This window comes from Paracoccus sp. UBA889 (assembly GCA_002294185.1).
Classification (GTDB): Bacteria; Pseudomonadota; Alphaproteobacteria; order Rhodobacterales; family Rhodobacteraceae; genus Paracoccus.
Map to the genome: position 1 here is coordinate 35,126 of DBFD01000048.1, position 18,326 is coordinate 53,451.

Below are 18,326 nucleotides of genomic sequence, written 5' to 3' on the forward strand. Positions count from 1 at the left end.
GGCGTCGGTCCTTATGCCTTGGGAAGCGAGATGCGGAATACGGTGCGGCCGGGGCGGCTGTCCACGCGGATCAGCGCGCCGTGGTCGGTGATGATCTTGCTGACCAGCGCCAGGCCAAGTCCGGTGCCGTTCTCGCGGCCCGAGACGAAAGGCTCGAAGATCTGATCGGCGATCGCCAAGGGCAGTCCGGGTCCGTTATCCTCGATCGCGATCTGCAGGGGCAGCGGCCGACCCGTCGGGTCGGCTTCATCGGGTGGCAGGCGCAAAATATGGTCATAATGGCTGTGCAGCCTTATCACCGGCAATTCGGTGCCTTTCAACGCCTCGGCCGCGTTCTTGACGAGGTTCAGACAGACCTGCGTCAGCTGGTCGGGATCGGCCAGGGCGGGCGGCAGCGACGGGTCGTAATCGGCCACGATCTGTACCCGCCTGCCAAAGCCCACCTGGGCCGAGCGGCGCACCTTTTCCAGCACGTCGTGGATGTTGACCGGCCGCAGTTCGGGCGGCGAGGTATCGCCGAACCGTTCCACCTGTTCCAGCAGGGCCGCGATGCGGCGGGTCTCGCTGACGATCATCTCGGCCATCTCGCGATCCTCGGCCGAGGCGTTCATGCCCATGATCTGCGCCGCGCCCCGGATGCCTGCCAGCGGATTCTTGATCTCGTGGGCCAGCATCTCGGACATGCCGATGGCGCTGCGTGCGGCGGTGCGCACGGCGCGGTTCTGATACTGCATTCCATGGTCGTCCAGCGGCACAAGCAGCAGCATGACGGCGCCGCCGGCCTCGCCCGCCGGCGCGGCATGGACGGCGGCGCGGCGATCCTGATGCCCACCCGCACGATCGCCGATCTCGAACAGCACATCGGCGTGATACAGCGCCTCGTCGCCCCGCAGCACCCGACCGATCAGCGCCCTGAGCGAGGGGCGGATGCGCACCCGCTTGCCCATCGATTCACCCTCCAGCGCCTTGCCGATGGTCGAATTGCGCGAGACGTTGAGCCAGATCTCGGCCGAATCGTTCATTGCCGCCACCCGGCCCTTGGCGTCCAGGATCAGCGCCGGCAGAGGCATGACCATCCATCCCGGCCCCGGCGCGGCCTCGCGGAAATCGGCCGGGCGCGGGCTGGTCATGCGGCGCGGTCCCCGCGAAAGGACGCGGATCCGCCGTCGGGCACGGCCTCGGCAAAGGCGCGGCGGATCAGCGCCGTGGCGGCGGCCGGGCTGTCTGCGCGCAGCATCTCGGCCCGCAGCGGTGCACTTGCGGCCTCGGCATACCAGCCCAGATGCTTGCGCGCGACGCGCAGACCCAGCTCGGCCCCGTAGAAGTCCAGGATATCGTGATAATGATGTTCGACCGCGTCGGCCAGGGCCGGGCCTTGCGGGATTTGCGGCGCGGGCGTGCCCCAAAGCTCGTGCGCGATCCGCGCCAGCCGCCAGGGCGCGCCCTGCGCCCCGCGACCGACCATCACCGCCTCGGCCCCCGAGGCCGCCAGCGCCGCCCGCGCGCTGGCCGCATCCACCACATCGCCATTGGCGACCAGTGGCGGGCGGCCCGCGATGTCGGCCACGGCGCGGATTCGCGCCCAATCCGCGCGGCCCTTGTAGAACTGCGTCCGCGTCCGGCCGTGAACGGTCAGCATCCGGACCCCCGCATCGGATGCGCGACGCGACAATTCGGCCGCATTCAGGCAATCCTCGTCCCAGCCCAGCCGCATCTTCAGCGTTACCGGCACCGACACCGCGCGCACCACCGCTTCGATCAGGGTCAGCGCATGATCCGGATCGCGCATCAGCGCCGCGCCCGAAAGCCCGCCGGTCACCTTCTTGGCCGGGCAGCCCATGTTGATGTCGATGATGGCCGCGCCCATTCCCTCGACGATGCGCGCGGTCTCGGCCATGGGGCCTGCCTCGCGGCCGGCGATCTGGACGCTGACGGGCAGCGCGCCTTCGGTCAGCGCCTTGGCGCGGATGGCGGCGCGGGTCGAGGGGCGGGGTGTCACCATCTCGGTCGAGGCGACCATTTCGCTGACCATCAGCCCGGCGCCGTGTCGCGCCACCGCCCGGCGAAAGGGCAGATCGGTGATTCCCGCCATGGGCGCAAGAAACACCGGCGGTCCCAGTCGCGTGTCGCCAAGGCGGATCGGTTCGGGCTGCTGCATTCTGTTGTTCCTTCACCTTGCTTGGGGCAGTCGCAAGGATGCTGCGGCGATGATCACTTGCGCCCGAGACGACACCGGCGCAACTGCCTTCATAATACGCATTCCGCCCGTTTAGAAGGCAGGTCCAGGCGACCGCTGGTGTCGCAAGCGGGGGCCCTGCGGGTCGCATCCTGACTGGCCATCGGACGTCGCGCGTGATTGGATCGGGCCAGCTTGGCCAAGGGGGCGGGATGTTTCTGTCGGTGTTCGATCTGTTCAAGGTGGGTGTCGGCCCGTCCTCGTCGCATACGATGGGGCCGATGGTGGCGGCCGCGCGGTTTCTGGCCGCGCTGCGCGACCAGCCCTTCCGCGCCCACGGGCTGACGGCCAGCCTGCATGGCAGCCTGGCCTTTACCGGCAAGGGTCATGCCACGGATCGCGCCACGATCCTGGGCCTTGCGGGCTTCGAGCCTGCGACGATGCAGGCCGAGGCGGCCGAGGCCGCGCTGGCCCGCAACCGCGAAACCCGGACCCTGACGCCGCCCGGCCTGCCCGAGATGGCCTTCGATCCCGAACGCGATCTGCAATTCGATTATGACAAGCCGCTGCCCGGCCACGCCAACGGCATGACCCTGTCGGCAAGGGACGCGCAGGGCGATGTGATCTTTCACCGAATCTATTATTCGGTCGGCGGCGGCTTCGTTCTGACCGACGAGGAACTGGCGCGAAAAGGCAACGAGGATCGCAGCGACGCGGTGTCGAAAGTGCCCTTTCCCTTCGCCAGCGCCGCCGAAATGCTGGCCATGGCTGAAAAATCGGGCATTTCCATTGCCGCCATGAAGCGCGCCAACGAACTGGCCTTCCGCAGCGAATCCGAACTGCGCGAGGGGCTGGACCGGATCTGGCGGGTCATGCGCGACTGCATGGATCGCGGCTTGTCGGCCACGGGAAACCTGCCGGGCGGGCTGAACGTGCGCCGCCGCGCGCGCGGCATCCACGAAAAGCTGATGGCGGAACGTGGTATGAACCTGACCGCGCCGCACGTCATCAATGACTGGATGTCCACCTATGCCATGGCCGTGAACGAGGAAAACGCCGCCGGAGGACAGGTCGTCACCGCGCCCACCAACGGCGCGGCGGGCACGGTTCCCGCCGTGATCCGCTACTGGCTGGATCATGTTCCCGGCGCGACCGAACGCGATCTGCCCGATTTCCTGCTGACCGCAGCGGCGATCGGCGGCTTGATCAAGCACAATGCCTCGATCTCGGGCGCGGAATGCGGCTGCCAGGCCGAGGTCGGCAGCGCCTCGGCAATGGCGGCCGCCGGGCTGGCGGCGGTCCTCGGTGGCACCCCTGGCCAGGTCGAGAACGCAGCCGAGATCGCGCTGGAACATCATCTGGGCATGACCTGCGACCCGGTGAAGGGGCTGGTCCAGGTGCCCTGCATCGAACGCAACGGCCTGGGTGCGATCAAGGCGGTCAGCGCGGCCAGCCTGTCGCTGCGCGGCGATGGCACGCATTTCGTGCCCCTGGACGCGGCCATCGAGACCATGCGTCAGACCGGACGCGACATGTCCGAGAAATACAAGGAAACCTCGCTGGGCGGACTGGCAGTGAACGTGCCGAACTGCTGAGACCGGCTTGCCGGCAGCGGCTTCGCGAAAGCCCGGGCGATCGACCATGTCGGCGCGCACGCGCCCCCGACCTGCCGGCGCCGGCATGACCGCGGGCTGCCGCGGCGCCGTTCCGGTTGCCCGGGCGATCGGTGTCAGGGCTGGGGCGGGGCCGGCGGCTGGCCGTGGCGCGCGTCGGGCAGGCCGTGGGTGCCGCAATCGCGCAGGGGCTGACGCAGCAACAACCACAGTCCAAGGGCAAAGGCCCCCACACCGACGAGCGGACCCCAATACAGCGTCAGCCAGCCCAGAACCGGCACGCCCAGCACGATCATCGTCCAGAAGGCGACAAAACGATGCCTTTGGCGCAAGTATGGGATCAGGCTGGCCAGGAGAACCCAGGCGGCCGCCGCCGCGACCGAACCGATGGCAAGCAGTGTCACGCGGCCCGTCCTTGCAGACGCGCCGGAAGCGCATTGGCCCAGCCCGAGATCGTGCCCGCGCCCAGGCAGACCACCATATCGCCCGGCCGCGCCTGTTCGCGGACCAGCCGTTCCAGATCATCCTCGTTCAGGATCGCGCGCGCGTGGCGGTGACCATGGGCGATCAATCCGGCCACCAGATCGTCGCGGGTGGCGCCGGGGATCGGATCTTCGCCGGCGGCATAGACATCGGCGATGGCGACCACGTCGGCCTCGTTGAAACAGGTGCAGAAATCGTCAAAGAGGCTGGACAATCGCGAAAAACGGTGCGGCTGGTGGACCGCGATCACCCGACCCTCGGTCGCCTGGCGGGCGGCTTTCAGCACCGCCGCGATTTCTACCGGGTGGTGGCCGTAATCGTCGATGATGGTGACGCCGCCGACCTCGCCCACACGGGTGAATCGCCGCCCCACGCCGCCGAATTTCGCCAGCGCCTCGCGGATCTCGGCCTTCTTCATGCCCAGATGGCGCGCCACGGCGACGGCGGCGAGGCAGTTCGAGACGTTGTGGTCGCCCGGCATCGGCAAGGTGCAGCGCTCGATCATCTCGACCGCGCCCTTGTCGTTGGGGCCTTCGCCCTGCAGCGCGATGTCGAAATGCGCGATGCCCTTGTCATAGGTCAGGTTCATCGCCCGCACATCGGCCTGGGCATTGAATCCGAAGGTCACGACGCGGCGTTCGGTCAGCCGGCCGACCAGCGACTGAACCTCGGCATGATCGGTGCAGCAGACCGCAAGACCATAGAACGGGATCGAGGATGCAAAATTGTAAAAGCCCTGCCGCAGCGCATCGAAGCTGCCCCAATGTTCCATGTGTTCGGGGTCGATATTGGTGATGATGGCGATGTCGGTGGGCAGGCGATTGAAGCTGCCGTCGCTTTCGTCGGCCTCGACCACCATCCATTCGCCCGCGCCCGCCCGCGCATTGCTGCCATAGGCGTGGATGACGCCGCCATTGATGACGGTCGGGTCCAGGTTGCCCGCGTCCAGCAATGTCGCGACCATGGTGGTGGTGGTGGTCTTGCCATGGGTGCCGGCGATGCAGATGTTGGATTTCATCCGCATCAGTTCGGCCAGCATCTCGGCCCGGCGGACGACCGGCAGGCCGCGGCGGCGGGCCTCTTCCAGTTCGGGGTTGCCCTTCTTGATCGCGGTCGAGATGACCACCACGCCGGCCTCGCCCAGGTTTTCGGCGCGCTGCCCTTCGAATACGGTCGCACCCAGGGTTTCCAGGCGGTCGGTGATCTTCGAGCGTTTCGCATCGCTGCCCTGGACGCGGTAGCCCAGCGTCATCAGCACCTCGGCGATCCCCGACATGCCGATTCCGCCGATGCCCACGAAGTGAATGGGACCAAGTTCACCGGGCAGTTTGGTGGCGGCATTCATCAGGCAATCTCCGTGACAAGGTCGTAAAGGCGGCGCGCGGCATCGGGACGGGCCAGCGACAGCGCGGCCGAGGCCATGGCGCGCGCACGCGCGGGATCGGTCAGGATCGCCTGCATGTCGCGCGCAAGGGTTTCGGGGTCAAGCGTCGATTCGGCACGCAGCAGCGCGGCGCCGGCATCGGCCAGGGCCCGCGCATTGGCGGATTGGTGGTCGCCCGCGGCAGCGGCGAAGGGGATCAGGATGGCGGGCCGGCCGATCACCGTGATGTCGGCGATGGACGAGGCACCGGCACGGCTGATGACCAGTTGCGCCCGCGCCAGCCTTTCGGGAACATCGGCGAAGAAGGGCTGCACATCCGCCGTTACGCCCGCCGCATCATAGGCGGCGGCGACCCGATCCGCGTCCTCGGAGCGGGCCTGATGGCTTAGGCGCAGCCGGGTGCGCAGATCGGCGGGCAAAACGGCAATGGCGGCGGGAACCATGTCGGACAGGACGCGCGCGCCCTGACTTCCGCCGATGACCACGAGGTTCAGACCGCCTTCATCGGGATCGGCATAGGGACTGGCCGCGTGGTCCAGGACCGAGGCGCGGACCGGATTGCCGGTATGGATGCCCGCGACCCCTCGCGGCAGCGCGGTCGGCCAGATACCGCAGGCGATGCGATGGACACGCGCCGCGAAAAGGCGGTTCACGCGGCCCATGACGCCGTTCTGTTCGTGGATCATGCGCGGCAGCCCCATGCTGAGCGCCGCCGACAGGGCGGGAATCGTCGGATAGCCGCCGAAGCCTATGACGACCGAGGGCCGGTCGCCGGCAAAGGCGCGGCGCGCGGCCATGATGCCTGCAGCGATCGTGAAGGGCGCGGTCAGCTTGCCAGGAATGCCCCCGCGCGCCGTGGTGGCTGCGGGAACGATGCTGCGCTGGACCGCGTCGGGAAAGGCCCCGGCATAGCGCGCGCCGCGTTCGTCGGTGGACAATGCGACGCGCCAGCCCTCGGCCAGCATCAGCTCGGCCAGGGCCTGGGCGGGAAACATGTGCCCGCCCGTGCCGCCGGCCGCGATCAGCGCAAGCGGTGCGGCCATCAGCGGCCTCGCCGCAGGATCTCGGCCATTTCGCCCTGTGGGCGGGCCCGGGTCAGCGCCAGCAGCATTCCCATCGTGATGCCGGATGCGATCACCGATGAACCGCCATAGCTGACGAAGGGCAGCGTCATGCCCTTGGCCGGCAGCAGCCGGACCGCGACGCCCATGTTGATCAGCGCCTGCACGCCAAAGGCGCAGGCCAGCCCGGTGCCCGCGATGCGGGCGAAGGGATCGCGTTCCCGCAGCAGACGCAACAGCGAGCGGCTGACGATGGTGGCGTAAAGCAGGATGATCGCCAGAACCATGATCGTGCCATATTCCTCGGCCGCCACCGCGATGATGAAGTCGGTATGGGCGTCGGGCAGCGACCACTTGACGGTGCCTTCGCCCACGCCGACGCCGAAGAAGCCGCCTTCCTGAATCGCGTTGGTGGCATAGCCGATCTGCGTGCGGGGATCGATCTCGGGGTTCAGGAATCCGTTGATCCGGCGGGCGAAGTGTTCCGAAGCCCCATAGGCGAAAAGACCGCCCAGGCCAGCGATGCCGGTAACGCCCAGCAAAAGCACCATCGGCGCCCCGGCCACGAAATACATCACCAGCCAGGCAAACAGCACCAGCGAGGCCTGCCCGAAATCGGGTTGCAGGGCCAGAAGCAGGACCACCACCATCGCCGTGAAAAAGGAATACAACCGGCCCGGCGGGCCTCCGACCTCCTGGCTGGCGGCCATGAACCAGGCCGAGAGCGCGACGAAGCCCGGCTTCAGGAACTCGGACGGCTGGATCGAGACAAAGCCCAGGCTCAGCCAGCGCGTCGCGCCCTTGCCGAAATCGGTGCCGAAGAAAGGCAGCGCCCCGAGCAATGCGAAGGCCGCGATGAAGCCAAGCACGCCCAGCCGCCGGACCTGCCGCGGCGACAGCATCGAGACGACCAGCATCACCAGCAGCGCCAGACCGCCAAAGATCGCCTGGCGCTGGACATAGTAGAATCGCGGCAGGTCGTTCTTTTCGGCCAGCGGCACCGATGCCGCCAGCCCCAGAAGAAGGCCTGTCGCAAAAAGCCCCACCACGCAGGCCAGCGCCCACCTGTCCAGGGTCCGCCACCAGCGTGGAAGAATCGGATCCCCCGCCCTCGCGGGGGTCGTGCCAAAGACCATCTCGGTCATGGGAATACCGCCGTCACTGCCTCTGCCTCGTCCGGTTTTCCCGGATCTGAGACAGAGAATAGCGCGGTTTTCCGCCCCGCGCTACAGCCGAATGCAGCCTTTGCACGCATAAGTTGAATTTACGCGCCTCAGCGCGCGCCATGGCTGCGGTCATAGCCGTTCGGTGGCGGCGGCGACCAGCCTGCGGGCGTCCGGGCGGGCCGGAACATCTGCACCGAAAGCGGATAGCAGCGCGCCGCATCCGAGGAATGTTCGGCCGAACAATCCCCGCCCGGACAGGCGGACAGCGCCCCCAGCAGGTCGATTTCGGCGAAGAATTCCAGATAATCGCCGGGCCGGACGGGGCTGGCCTTCATGAAATATCGCCCGGAATCACGGGCGAAGCCGGTGCACATGAAGACGTTCAGCACATCGTGAACATGGGCCTCGGCCTGTTCCGGCGTCAGGCCCCGCGCCCCGGCCAGTGCGCGGATCAGGTTGGAATGGCAGCAATGATGATAATGCCCGCCCGTCAGCAAATTATGCGTATAGGGATCGCAGCGTGTGCCGATCACATCGTGGACGCTGCCGCCGAAATCGTCGATGCCATACCAGGCCAGCGTGTCCTCGGTGATCGTGGCCATCGGCCGCAGGCCTGGGAACGAGGACCACAACCGGTCGCCCGTGCTCAGATGGCTGCCATGCAGGGCCCGGGTCTTGCCGGAATAGAAGCGTTCCGACAGATCCGCCGACCACAGGTTCAGATCCCCGACCTGGGGTCCCTCGATGCAGAGGATGCGGAAGAAATGGCCGGCGGGCACGGTGAAACAGCGCGCCTCACGAGGCGGGACCACGATTTCGTCCACCTGCCGCCAGCCGTTTCGCGCGGCCAGAAGGCCGGGCAGATCCGGCTGCGGCAGTGTCTCGACGGGATAACAGTCGACAGGGATCGCGGCGCGGCGTGCCCCTGCATCATCGGGTTGGTCCTGCATCGTCTTTCCCCCTCTTCATCACGCGCGATCCATCCACGGCAGCGCCACGATCCACCAGGCATTTTCCCGCCACGCGTTACCATTATGATCGCGCCGATGACCGATTCGCACCGCCTGCCCGAAATCGCCCGCGCTTTTCTGCGCCTCGGCCTGACCAGTTTCGGCGGCCCCATCGCCCATCTGGCCTATTTCCGCGAGGATCTGGTCCTCCGCCGCAACTGGATCACTGATGCCCGCTATGCCGAGATCGTCGCGCTGAGCCAGTTTCTGCCTGGTCCCGCCTCGTCCCAGACCGCCTTTGCCCTGGGCTGGCAGCGCGGCGGCGCGACGGGGGCGTTGACGGCGACGCTGGCCTTTACCCTGCCCTCGGCGCTGGCGATGATTCTGCTGGCGGCGACGGTCGGCGCGGCGCCGCCCGACGAGGGGCTGGCCGGCGGCCTGATTGCCGGGCTGAAGATTACCGCCGTGGCGATCGTGGCCCACGCGGTTTTCGGCATGGCGCGCGTGCTGGCGCCGTCGGGCGCGCGGGCGGGGATCGCGCTGGCCGCGCTGGCGTCGCTGTCGGCGATGCCGACCGCCGCCTGGATGCAGGTCGTGGTCATCGCCGGCGGTGCGCTTGCGGGTCTGCTGCTGCGGGTGGCACGCCTGGCCGAGGCACAGCCTCAGCAGCCGCTGCGCGGCCCGTCGCGGCGCAACGCGGCGCTGTGCGCGATCCTGTTCGGGGTCTTGCTGCTGCTTTCGCCGCTGCTGGTCGGTGCGGGCATTCCGGCCCGGATCGCGGAGGTCTTTTACCGCGCGGGGGCATTGGTTTTCGGCGGCGGCCATGTGGTGCTGCCACTGCTCGAAGCGGGAACCGTGCAGGGCGGCTTGGTGCCCGAGGCCAGTTTCCTGGCCGGCTATGGCGCGGCGCAGGCCATGCCGGGGCCGCTTTTCACCTTTGCCGGCTGGCTGGGACAGATCGCGGGCGGCCCGGCGGGCGCGATCATCGGCCTGATCGCGATCTTCCTGCCGGGATTTCTGCTGATGGCGGCCGCCCTGCCCTTCTGGTCGGCGATTTCGGCCAGTCACCGGGCGCGCCACGCCGGCGCCGGCGCGAACGCGGCGGTCGTGGGCGTGCTGGGCGCGGCGCTTTATGATCCGGTCTTTACAGGCGGCGTCACGCAATCCGGGGATTTCGCGCTGGCGGTGACCCTGTTCCTGATGCTGTCCTTGTGGCGGCGACCGGCCTGGCAGGTCGTGATCACGGGCGCGCTCGGCGGGATGGCGCTGGCGCTCTAGCGGTCCGGATCAGCCGGGGTCAGGACCGGCCAGTCCAGGCCGGCATCCGGCCATTCGCGAATGAAAGACCCCCCGCGTCTCGCTGCCACGGCGCGGGGGGCTGGGGTCAGGCTGCGCCTCTTGCCGGACGCATCTGCTTCGATAGGGGCGCGAGAGGGAGGAGGGAAACCCGCGACCTGGCCTGACATGGCAATGCGTGGCCTGCGACAGGCCCCGCGCAGTCGGTTCAGCTACAACCTGAGGTGCCGCCGCAGGTGTTGCACTTCATGCAGGTGCCGTTGCGGACCAGCGTGTAATTGCCGCATTCGCCGCAAGGATCGCCCTCGTAGCCCTGCATCTTGGCCTTTTTGCGCTGGTCGATCGGCGCAGCCGCGACCGGGGCGGCCTGAAAGCCGGCGCCGCCTTCGGCCATGCCGGTGGCGACCGCCGTCCTCGAAGCGCCGCCCTGCAGCACCATCAGGTCCTGCGGCAAGCGTTTGCGCAAATATCCGGCGCTGCTGATCTGCTTCAGCATGGTCAGCGATTTCAGTTCGGCCTGCTCGGTCACCGGGGCCAGGTTCTGACCCTCGTGTTCGCCGCCACCAAGATCGTCGAATGACGCCCCTTCCGGCTTCACATGGGCCAGATCGGTGCGGTCGAGATAGCTGACCGCCAGTTCGCGGAACACGTAATCCAGGATCGAGGTGGCGTTCTTGATGCTGTCATTGCCCTGAACCATCCCCGCCGGTTCGAACCGGGTGAAGGTAAAGGCATCGACAAATTCCTCCAGCGGCACGCCGTATTGCAGGCCGACCGATACGGCGATGGCGAAATTGTTCATCATCGCCCGGAAGCCCGCGCCTTCCTTGTGCATGTCGATGAAGATCTCGCCCAGGCCGCCATCATCGTATTCGCCGGTCCTCAGATAGACCTTGTGGCCGCCGACGATGGCCTTCTGGGTATAGCCCTTGCGCCGCTGCGGCAGTTTCTCGCGGTGGCTGCGCACGGCCTCCTTGACGATGATCCGCTCGACGATCTTTTCGGCGACGATTGTGGCCTTTTCACGGGCGCTGCCGGTGGCGAGGATTTCCTCGGCCTCCTCGTCGTCTTCGACCAGGGCCGCGGCCAGCGGCTGCGACAGCTTGGATCCGTCGCGGTACAGGGCATTGGCCTTGATGCCGAGGCTGTGCGACAGCTCGTAGGCGGCCAGCGCGTCGGCGATGGTGGCGCTGTTGGGCATGTTGATCGTCTTGCTGATCGCGCCCGAGATGAAGGATTGCGCGGCGGCCATCATGTGGATGTGGCTGTCCACGGACAGATACCGCTTGCCGCGCTTGCCGCAGGGATTGGCGCAGTCGAAGACCGGCAGATGTTCATCCTTCAGGAAAGGCGCGCCTTCCAGCGTCATCGTTCCGCAGACGTGATCGTTGGCGGCGTCGATCTGCTGCTTCGAGAAGCCCAGATGCCGCAGCAGATCAAAGGCGGGATCGTTCAGCTTGTCGGCCGGGATGCCCAGCGTCTGCCTGCAGAAATCCTCGCCCAGTGTCCATTGGTTGAAGACGAAGCGGATATCGAACGCCGTGGCCAGGGCGGCCTCGACCTTCTCGATCTCGCGCGGGCCGAAACCGTGCCCGGCCAGCGCGGTGTGATTGATGCCGGGGCAATTGCCAAGGCTGGCATGGCCCACCGCATAGGCGATGATTTCCTCGATCTGGGCGGATGCATAGCCCAATGTGTCAAGCGCGGCCGGGACCGACTGGTTGATGATCTTGAAATAGCCGCCTCCGGCCAGCTTCTTGAACTTGACCAGTGCGAAGTCGGGCTCGATTCCGGTCGTGTCGCAATCCATGACCAGCCCGATCGTGCCGGTTGGCGCAATGACGGTCGACTGGGCGTTGCGGAACCCGTGATCCTCGCCCAGCGTCAGCGCTTCGTCCCAGGCCTCGCGGGCCAGTGCGACCAGACGCGGATCGGGGCAATTGCCGGCATCCAGCGCCACGGGGCGGACATTGATGCCGTGATAGGCCTCGGTTCCGTGGGCCGCGGCGCGGTGGTTGCGAATCACGCGCAGCATGTGCTCGGCGTTGCGCCCGTATCCGGGAAACGCCCCCAGCTCCGACGCCATCTCGGCCGAGGTGGCATAGGCAATGCCGGTCATGATCGCGGTCAGCGCGCCGCACAGCGCGCGGCCCTGATCACTGTCATAACCCAGGCCCATGTTCATCAGCAGGCCGCCGATATTGGCATAGCCCAGGCCCAGCGTGCGGTAATCATAGCTGCGCTGCGCGATCTCCTTGCTGGGGAATTGCGCCATCAGCACGCTGATCTCCAGCGTCACGGTCCACAGCCGCGTGGCGTGGACATAGGCATCGGCGTCGAAACGCTCGCCGGTCCAGAAGCTCAGAAGGTTCATCGAGGCCAGGTTGCAGGCCGTGTCGTCGAGGAACATGTATTCGCTGCACGGGTTCGATCCGCGGATGGCGCCGTCCTCGGGGCAGGTATGCCAGGCATTGACGGTATCGTGGAACTGGATTCCCGGATCGGCGCAGGCCCAGGCGGCATGACCGACCTGATCCCACAATTCGCGGGCGCTGACGGTCCTGGCGACCTTGCCATCGGTGCGGCGCAGCAGCTCCCACGGCCTGTCATCGCGGACCGCGTTCAGGAAGGCGTCGGTGACGCGGACCGAATTGTTGCTGTTCTGTCCCGAGACGCTGACATAGGCCTCGCTGTCCCAGTCGGTATCGTAGGTCGGGAATTCGATACTGTCGAAACCCTGACGGGCATATTGCAGCACGCGGTTGATATAGGTTTCGGGTATCATCGCCTTCTTGGCACCCCGGATCGCAGCTTTCAGACCGTCATTGACGGCCGGGTCGGTCGCATCCTCGATGCTGCCGTCCCAGGCGCCGATGGCGGCGAAGATGTCGTTCAGCTTCGCCTCGTGGGCCTTGGACCCGGCGACGAGGCTGGCGACCTTCTGTTCCTCGATGACCTTCCAGTTGATGAAAGCTTCGATATCGGGGTGATCCATGTCGCAGATCACCATCTTGGCGGCGCGGCGGGTGGTGCCGCCCGACTTGATCGCGCCGGCCGCCCGGTCGCCGATCTTCAGAAAGCCCATCAGGCCGCTGGACCTGCCGCCGCCCGACAGGCTTTCGCCCTCGCCGCGCAGACTGGAGAAATTGGTGCCGGTGCCGCTGCCATATTTGAACAGGCGCGCCTCGCGGACCCACAGATCCATGATCCCGCCCTCGTTCACCAGATCGTCGCCAACCGACTGGATGAAGCAGGCATGGGGCTGGGGATGTTCATAGGCGCTGGCCGACTTGACCAGCTTGCCGGTCCTGAAATCGACATAGAAATGCCCCTGCGACGGGCCGTCGATGCCATAGGCCCAGTGCAGGCCGGTATTGAACCATTGCGGGCTGTTGGGCGCGGCCATCTGTCGGGCCAGCGTGAAGCGCATCTCGTCATAATAGGCGCGGGCGTCTTCTTCGTTGGAAAAATACCCGCCTTTCCAACCCCAATAGGCCCAGGCCCCGGCCAGACGGTCAAAGACCTGTCTGGCGCTGGTCTCGCCGCCGTAGCGCTGGCTTTCGGGCAGGGCCTCCAGCGCATCGGTATCGGCCACGCTGCGCCACAGGAAATCCGGCACGCCCTTTTCCCTGACCCGCTTCAGCAGCAGGGGCACGCCGGCCTTGCGGAAATATTTCTGCGCGATGACGTCGGCAGCGACTTGGCTCCAGCTTTCGGGGATCTCGATATTGTCGAGCTTGAACACCACGGTGCCGTCCGGGTTGCGGATTTCCGAGCCGGTCCGGGTAAAGTCGATCCCGGCATAGGCATCCCGCCCGGCGGTGGTGAATTTGCGTTCGATCTTCATATCGTCCCCGCGCCCCTCGACGTCCCTGACGGGCGACTGCCCCGCCCTTGCTTGTTGATTGCCCTAGGTGTCCCGCGGCCCCCGCACGCGCGCCCTTCTTCGATCAAGGCGCACCGCCACCGCGCCAGACCCCCCGGAACAGGGCGTCGGCCGGCGCCTATGGGCGTCCGAACTGATCTTGGCTGGCAATGTATCTCTGCGCCGAGGCCCACTAGATGTAGTGGAGGCCCCGTTGATGCACACAAACTGACGCAAATTCCGCGCATCGGTCAACTTGATTTTCGTCTACGGAGCACCCGGATTTTGTTTGACGCGGGCCATTGCGGCGCTGCCGGGGGGAGGCTGCTCGATTCCTCCACAGCCTGTGAACGAAACCCCTCACATTTTGCCCCGCCCTGCCGGATCGGGGCGATCGTGGGTGAAAATTGCCGTGATCGCGGGACTTAGCGGCTGACCTAGGGTCGCCCGCGCGGTCCGGCGCAGGGGCGCCCGATGCCGGTATTCGCGCGGCTGCCCACAGGCCCACAGCCCGCCGCGCCCATTTCCTCGGCAGCGCGGAAATTCCCCGCCCCCCGGCGCGATCCGCCGCCCGGTGTTGCCGAAATTTCACAACGTCGCGGAACCTTCCAGCGGCGTAGGCCCGTTGATCCGCTGCATATCGGCAGATTCAGCCCGCGCCCCCGCCCTTGGCGATTCGCGCCCCTGCCCCCGCCGCCCGCTCAGGAGACCCAGATGAAAGACGCCAGCGACCACACCCACACCCCGCCCGCAGACCGCGCCCACGGCAAAACCGCCGTGCTTTACCGGATGGTGATGGACAAACACGTCTGCCCCTATGGCCTCAAAAGCAAGGATCTGCTGGAGCAGCAGGGCTACACGGTCGAGGATAACTGGCTCGAAACCCGCGAGGCGACCGATGCCTTCATGCAAAAACACGGGGTGGAAACGACCCCGCAGACCTTTATCGACGGCACCCGCATCGGCGGCTACGACGACCTGCGCGCCCATTTCGACAAACCCCTGCCCGATGAGGACGAAACAACCTATCGCCCGGTGATCGCGATCTTTGCCTGCGCCGCGCTGATCGCCTTTGCCGTGACATGGCGGGTCGAAGGCACCCTGCTCAGCCTGCGGGTGTTCGAACTGTTCATCGCCTTTGGCATGACCCTGCTCGGGCTGCAAAAACTTCAGGATGTGGAAAGCTTCTCGTCCATGTTCCTGAATTACGACCTGCTGGGACAACGCTGGGTGCGCTACGCCTATATCTACCCCTTCGCCGAAACGGCGGCGGGCGTGCTGATGATTTCGGGCGCGTTGACGTGGCTGTCGGCGCCGGTGGCCCTGTTTATCGGGACGGTCGGGGCGATCTCGGTCTTTTACGCCGTCTACATCCAGAAACGGGAACTGAAATGCGCCTGCGTCGGCGGCGGCTCGTCGGTGCCGCTGGGCTTCATCTCGCTGACCGAAAACCTGATGATGGTGGTGATGGGGCTGTGGATGCCGATCCGCGTCTACCTCATCGGCTGACGTCTGGATCTGGCTGAATGGTCGGGGCGATAGGATTCGAACCTACGACCTACGGTACCCAAAACCGTCGCGCTACCAAGCTGCGCCACGCCCCGACTGGCGCGATCTCTACGCGCTGCGGACGAGGTTGAAAAGCGTCTTTCGACCGGGTGCCGTTCAGTTTTCGGGCAAGCTTTGGGTTTCGCCCTCGGGACAGGCCCATGCGGCCTCGGCGCCAAAGGCCGGGTGCCGCATTTCGGCCCCCGCCTCAATCCCCAGCGCGCCGGACAACCCACCATTGATCTCCAGCACCGCGACGATGTCGTCGCCGCCGGGGATCGGGGTCAGATCCTGCGGGATCGCGTTTTCATGGACCTTGCGCACCACGCCATCCGCACCGACAAAAATCATGTCGAGCGGGATTAGCGTGTTCTTCATCCAGAACGCAGCCGTTTGCGGCTCGGGATAGAGAAATATCATCCCGGTGGAGCGGGCCATGCGGTCCACATGCATCAGCCCCTGCGCGCGTTCTCTCGGGTCGTCGGCGACCGCGACGCTGAACCGCGCCGTGCCAAAGTCACCGCGCAGATCGACCTGTTCGGGGCTACAGACCGGGGCGGCCATCACCGGCGCTGCCTGAAACAGCACCCACATCGCCACGAAGGCTCCGATCGTCACGCCCGCCTTGCCCATAGGTCACTCCCCCTTCAGCGCCATCTCCCAGGAACAGACCTGTGTGGCCATCTTGCCACGGCGCCCCTCGACCACACGCAGTCCCACGGCCTCGCCCGGTTGCAAATCTGCAAGACCGGAGCGGCGCACGACCTCGATATGGACAAAAATGTCTTCCGCCAGACCAAAGATATTGGCGAAACCGAATCCCTTGGCCTTATCGAACCACTTCACGCGGGCCGGTTCCAGAGGCAGCGCGTTGAGCACTTCGGGGTCAAGTGCCGCAACGTCCTCCATCGGGGGGGCATCGTGGGTTTCGGGCGGTTTGATCCGCACGACCTCGACCGCCTGAACACCGCGCGGCGTCTCCTGCACGATGATCTCGACGCCCGCGCCATCCGCGACAGAGCTTTGCCCGAAATTCCGTAGCACGTTGGCATGCAACAGAATGTCGGGTCCGCCCTCATCGGCGACGACGAAGCCAAAGCCCTTGGCCGGGTCGAACCATTTTACGCGTCCGCTGAGTGGTCGCGGACAGGATTCATCTTTCATCGACACGAATTCTTCTTTGTTCAGGGCGCACCGGACAGGTCCGGAACACCAGTTGGTCGGATCCCGCGCCGAAATATGACGACGTCATCCGTATGTGAGTGGCAGGTTGAATGAACCTTAAAAAACAGCAGAGTTCCAGAGGTTTGTCATTCACGAAGCGCGAATGTCAGGGATTGAGGCGCTCTACCGCCCAAGTTGACGCGGGCGACAGGCGGGTCCAGCGAAACCGGTCATGCAGACGGAACGCGCCGTCGGCCCAGAACTCGATCTCGAATGGGTCGATACGGAACCCGCCCCAGAATGGCGGGCGGGCGGGATTGGGTCCGTGGGTCACACCGGCCTCCGCAACCCGTGCCATCAGCGCACCGCGCGATGACAGCGGCTTGCTTTGATCGGACGCCCACGCGCCCAGCCGGCTTTTGAGCGAGCGCGACGCGTAATAGGCGTCGGCCTTCGCGCCATCCTCGCGCCGGGTCGTGCCCCGCACGCGGATCTGACGCCGCAGCGATTTCCAGTGCATGACGAACGCGCATTTCCCGGCGGCGTCGATCTCCTGTGCCTTAACCGATCCGTAATTGGTGTAGAACACGAACGCGTCGTCCGAGATTTCTTTCAGCAGCACCATGCGCGCATTGGGCGCGCCTTCGGCATCCACCGTGGACAGGGCAATGGCGTTGGGATCGTTCGGCTCCGCCTGCTCGGCCTCCGCCAGCCACGCGCGCGCGATCGCAAAGGGATCGCTGCCTGCGAAAATGCCGCTACGCTCGGCATCCTGCCCGTCGCGCGTTGCGCTGTCGTCGGTCGTCATTCTGCTCACCTCGGTCTCCTGCCGCCGTCCGGGCCCCTGCGTTAATCGCCTCGGACCCGTTGAACCTAAATCACCTGCCCTCAAACCAAACTTCGTCCGCGGAACCAAGTATTCAAGTTTACGCATGACATCCTCTGCCGGATCATTCCTATAAGCTTAAAGTTTATACGCCGCGTTTTCAGGGGCCCGCGCCCGGCTCGGCACCCTATTGCCGACCGGCACCCCGGAGCCTCGGCCAAACCTCGCCCGCGCCGCGCGCCCTTGCATGACGGGCCTCGCTTGGCCTAAAGGTCGCTGACACAGGCGGTCAAAGGCAGGCGGGAAGACGCGATGACGCAACTCATGCAAGGCAAACGCGGGCTGATCATGGGCCTCGCCAACGATAAATCCATTGCGTGGGGCATCGCCCGCGCGCTGGCCGATGCCGGGGCCGAACTGGCGCTCACCTATCAGGGCGACCAATTCCGCAAGCGGGCCGAGCCACTGGCCGCGCAACTGGGCGTGACGGAACTGCACGAATGTGACGTCACGGACGAAGACAGCCTCGACGCCGCCTTCGCCGCGCTGGAAAAATCGTGGGGCAAGCTCGATTTCTACGTTCACGCCATCGGCTTTTCCGACAAGGGCGAGCTGCGCGGGCGCTATGTCGACACCTCCGCCGACAATTTCCGCTCCACGATGGACGTGTCGGTCTATTCCTTCACCTCCTGCGTGCGCCGCGCCGAGAAGCTGATGACCGATGGCGGCTCCTGCGTGACGCTGACCTATTACGGCGCCGAACGCGTGATGCCGCATTACAACGTGATGGGCGT

At 66.2% G+C, this 18,326-nt stretch carries 15 protein-coding genes and 1 tRNA gene; 4 read left to right on the top strand and 12 right to left on the bottom strand.

What is annotated here, in order from left to right; translation table 11 throughout:
• Nucleotides 1–11: 11 nt before the first annotated feature.
• Nucleotides 12–1,130 carry a two-component system sensor histidine kinase NtrB gene (locus B4L36_RS09260; protein ID WP_292955830.1) on the bottom strand — a complete coding sequence of 373 codons (1,119 nt, stop codon included), beginning with the start codon at nucleotides 1,128–1,130 and terminating at the stop codon, nucleotides 12–14.
• Nucleotides 1,127–2,158, bottom strand: coding sequence for a tRNA dihydrouridine synthase DusB (gene dusB, locus B4L36_RS09265; RefSeq protein WP_292955833.1), 1,032 nt, complete (start codon nucleotides 2,156–2,158; stop codon nucleotides 1,127–1,129). Before dusB ends, B4L36_RS09260 begins: the two co-directional genes overlap by 4 nt.
• A gap of 230 nt (nucleotides 2,159–2,388) precedes the next feature.
• On the opposite strand from dusB, the gene B4L36_RS09270 reads away from it, so the two are divergent.
• Nucleotides 2,389–3,771 carry an L-serine ammonia-lyase gene (locus tag B4L36_RS09270; protein ID WP_292955836.1) on the top strand — a complete coding sequence of 461 codons (1,383 nt, stop codon included), beginning with the start codon at nucleotides 2,389–2,391 and terminating at the stop codon, nucleotides 3,769–3,771.
• A 134-nt stretch (nucleotides 3,772–3,905) separates the two neighbouring features.
• Here B4L36_RS09270 and B4L36_RS09275 read toward each other — a convergent pair whose 3' ends face one another.
• The 5 genes from B4L36_RS09275 to B4L36_RS09295 form a co-directional block, all read right to left on the bottom strand.
• On the bottom strand, nucleotides 3,906–4,193 hold the full coding sequence (locus B4L36_RS09275) for a DUF2484 family protein (RefSeq protein WP_292955839.1): 288 nt from the start codon (nucleotides 4,191–4,193) through the stop codon (nucleotides 3,906–3,908).
• Nucleotides 4,190–5,617 carry a UDP-N-acetylmuramate--L-alanine ligase gene (gene murC / locus B4L36_RS09280; protein ID WP_292955842.1) on the bottom strand — a complete coding sequence of 476 codons (1,428 nt, stop codon included), beginning with the start codon at nucleotides 5,615–5,617 and terminating at the stop codon, nucleotides 4,190–4,192. Before murC ends, B4L36_RS09275 begins: the two co-directional genes overlap by 4 nt.
• A complete protein-coding gene (locus tag B4L36_RS09285) occupies nucleotides 5,617–6,699 on the bottom strand; it encodes a UDP-N-acetylglucosamine--N-acetylmuramyl-(pentapeptide) pyrophosphoryl-undecaprenol N-acetylglucosamine transferase (protein ID WP_292955845.1) in 1,083 nt (360 codons plus the stop codon). The genes murC and B4L36_RS09285 overlap by 1 nt, the downstream gene beginning before the upstream one ends.
• Nucleotides 6,699–7,862, bottom strand: a complete 1,164-nt coding sequence (gene ftsW, locus B4L36_RS09290) for a putative lipid II flippase FtsW (RefSeq protein ID WP_292955848.1) — start codon at nucleotides 7,860–7,862, stop codon at nucleotides 6,699–6,701. The genes B4L36_RS09285 and ftsW overlap by 1 nt, the downstream gene beginning before the upstream one ends.
• A 128-nt stretch (nucleotides 7,863–7,990) precedes the next feature.
• Nucleotides 7,991–8,833, bottom strand: a complete 843-nt coding sequence (locus B4L36_RS09295) for an urea carboxylase-associated family protein (RefSeq protein ID WP_292955851.1) — start codon at nucleotides 8,831–8,833, stop codon at nucleotides 7,991–7,993.
• Between the two features lie 96 nt (nucleotides 8,834–8,929).
• Here B4L36_RS09295 and chrA point away from each other — a divergent pair, with 96 nt between their 5' ends.
• Nucleotides 8,930–10,111, top strand: a complete 1,182-nt coding sequence (chrA, locus tag B4L36_RS09300) for a chromate efflux transporter (RefSeq protein WP_292955854.1) — start codon at nucleotides 8,930–8,932, stop codon at nucleotides 10,109–10,111.
• A gap of 226 nt (nucleotides 10,112–10,337) precedes the next feature.
• On the opposite strand, the gene B4L36_RS09305 is transcribed toward chrA, so the two are convergent.
• Nucleotides 10,338–13,976, bottom strand: coding sequence for a vitamin B12-dependent ribonucleotide reductase (locus tag B4L36_RS09305; RefSeq protein ID WP_292955857.1), 3,639 nt, complete (start codon nucleotides 13,974–13,976; stop codon nucleotides 10,338–10,340).
• 807 nt (nucleotides 13,977–14,783) lie between these two features.
• Between B4L36_RS09305 and B4L36_RS09310 the strand changes: the two genes are divergently transcribed.
• Entirely contained in the window at nucleotides 14,784–15,503 is a 720-nt protein-coding gene (locus B4L36_RS09310; protein ID WP_088663459.1) for a MauE/DoxX family redox-associated membrane protein, read from the top strand.
• An 18-nt stretch (nucleotides 15,504–15,521) separates the two neighbouring features.
• Here B4L36_RS09310 and B4L36_RS09315 read toward each other — a convergent pair.
• From B4L36_RS09315 to pdxH, 4 genes are all read right to left on the bottom strand, one after another.
• Nucleotides 15,522–15,598, bottom strand: a tRNA-Pro gene (locus tag B4L36_RS09315).
• Between the two features lie 61 nt (nucleotides 15,599–15,659).
• Nucleotides 15,660–16,175, bottom strand: coding sequence for a DUF192 domain-containing protein (locus tag B4L36_RS09320; protein WP_292955860.1), 516 nt, complete (start codon nucleotides 16,173–16,175; stop codon nucleotides 15,660–15,662).
• A 3-nt stretch (nucleotides 16,176–16,178) separates the two neighbouring features.
• Nucleotides 16,179–16,706 (bottom strand): cold-shock protein, encoded by a 528-nt coding sequence (locus tag B4L36_RS09325; protein WP_292955863.1) that lies wholly within the window; start codon nucleotides 16,704–16,706, stop codon nucleotides 16,179–16,181.
• 166 nt (nucleotides 16,707–16,872) lie between these two features.
• Nucleotides 16,873–17,514, bottom strand: coding sequence for a pyridoxamine 5'-phosphate oxidase (gene pdxH, locus B4L36_RS09330; RefSeq protein ID WP_292955866.1), 642 nt, complete (start codon nucleotides 17,512–17,514; stop codon nucleotides 16,873–16,875).
• Between the two features lie 330 nt (nucleotides 17,515–17,844).
• Here pdxH and B4L36_RS09335 point away from each other — a divergent pair.
• On the top strand, nucleotides 17,845–18,326 hold a 482-nt coding region (locus tag B4L36_RS09335), incomplete at its 3' end, for an SDR family oxidoreductase (protein ID WP_292955869.1).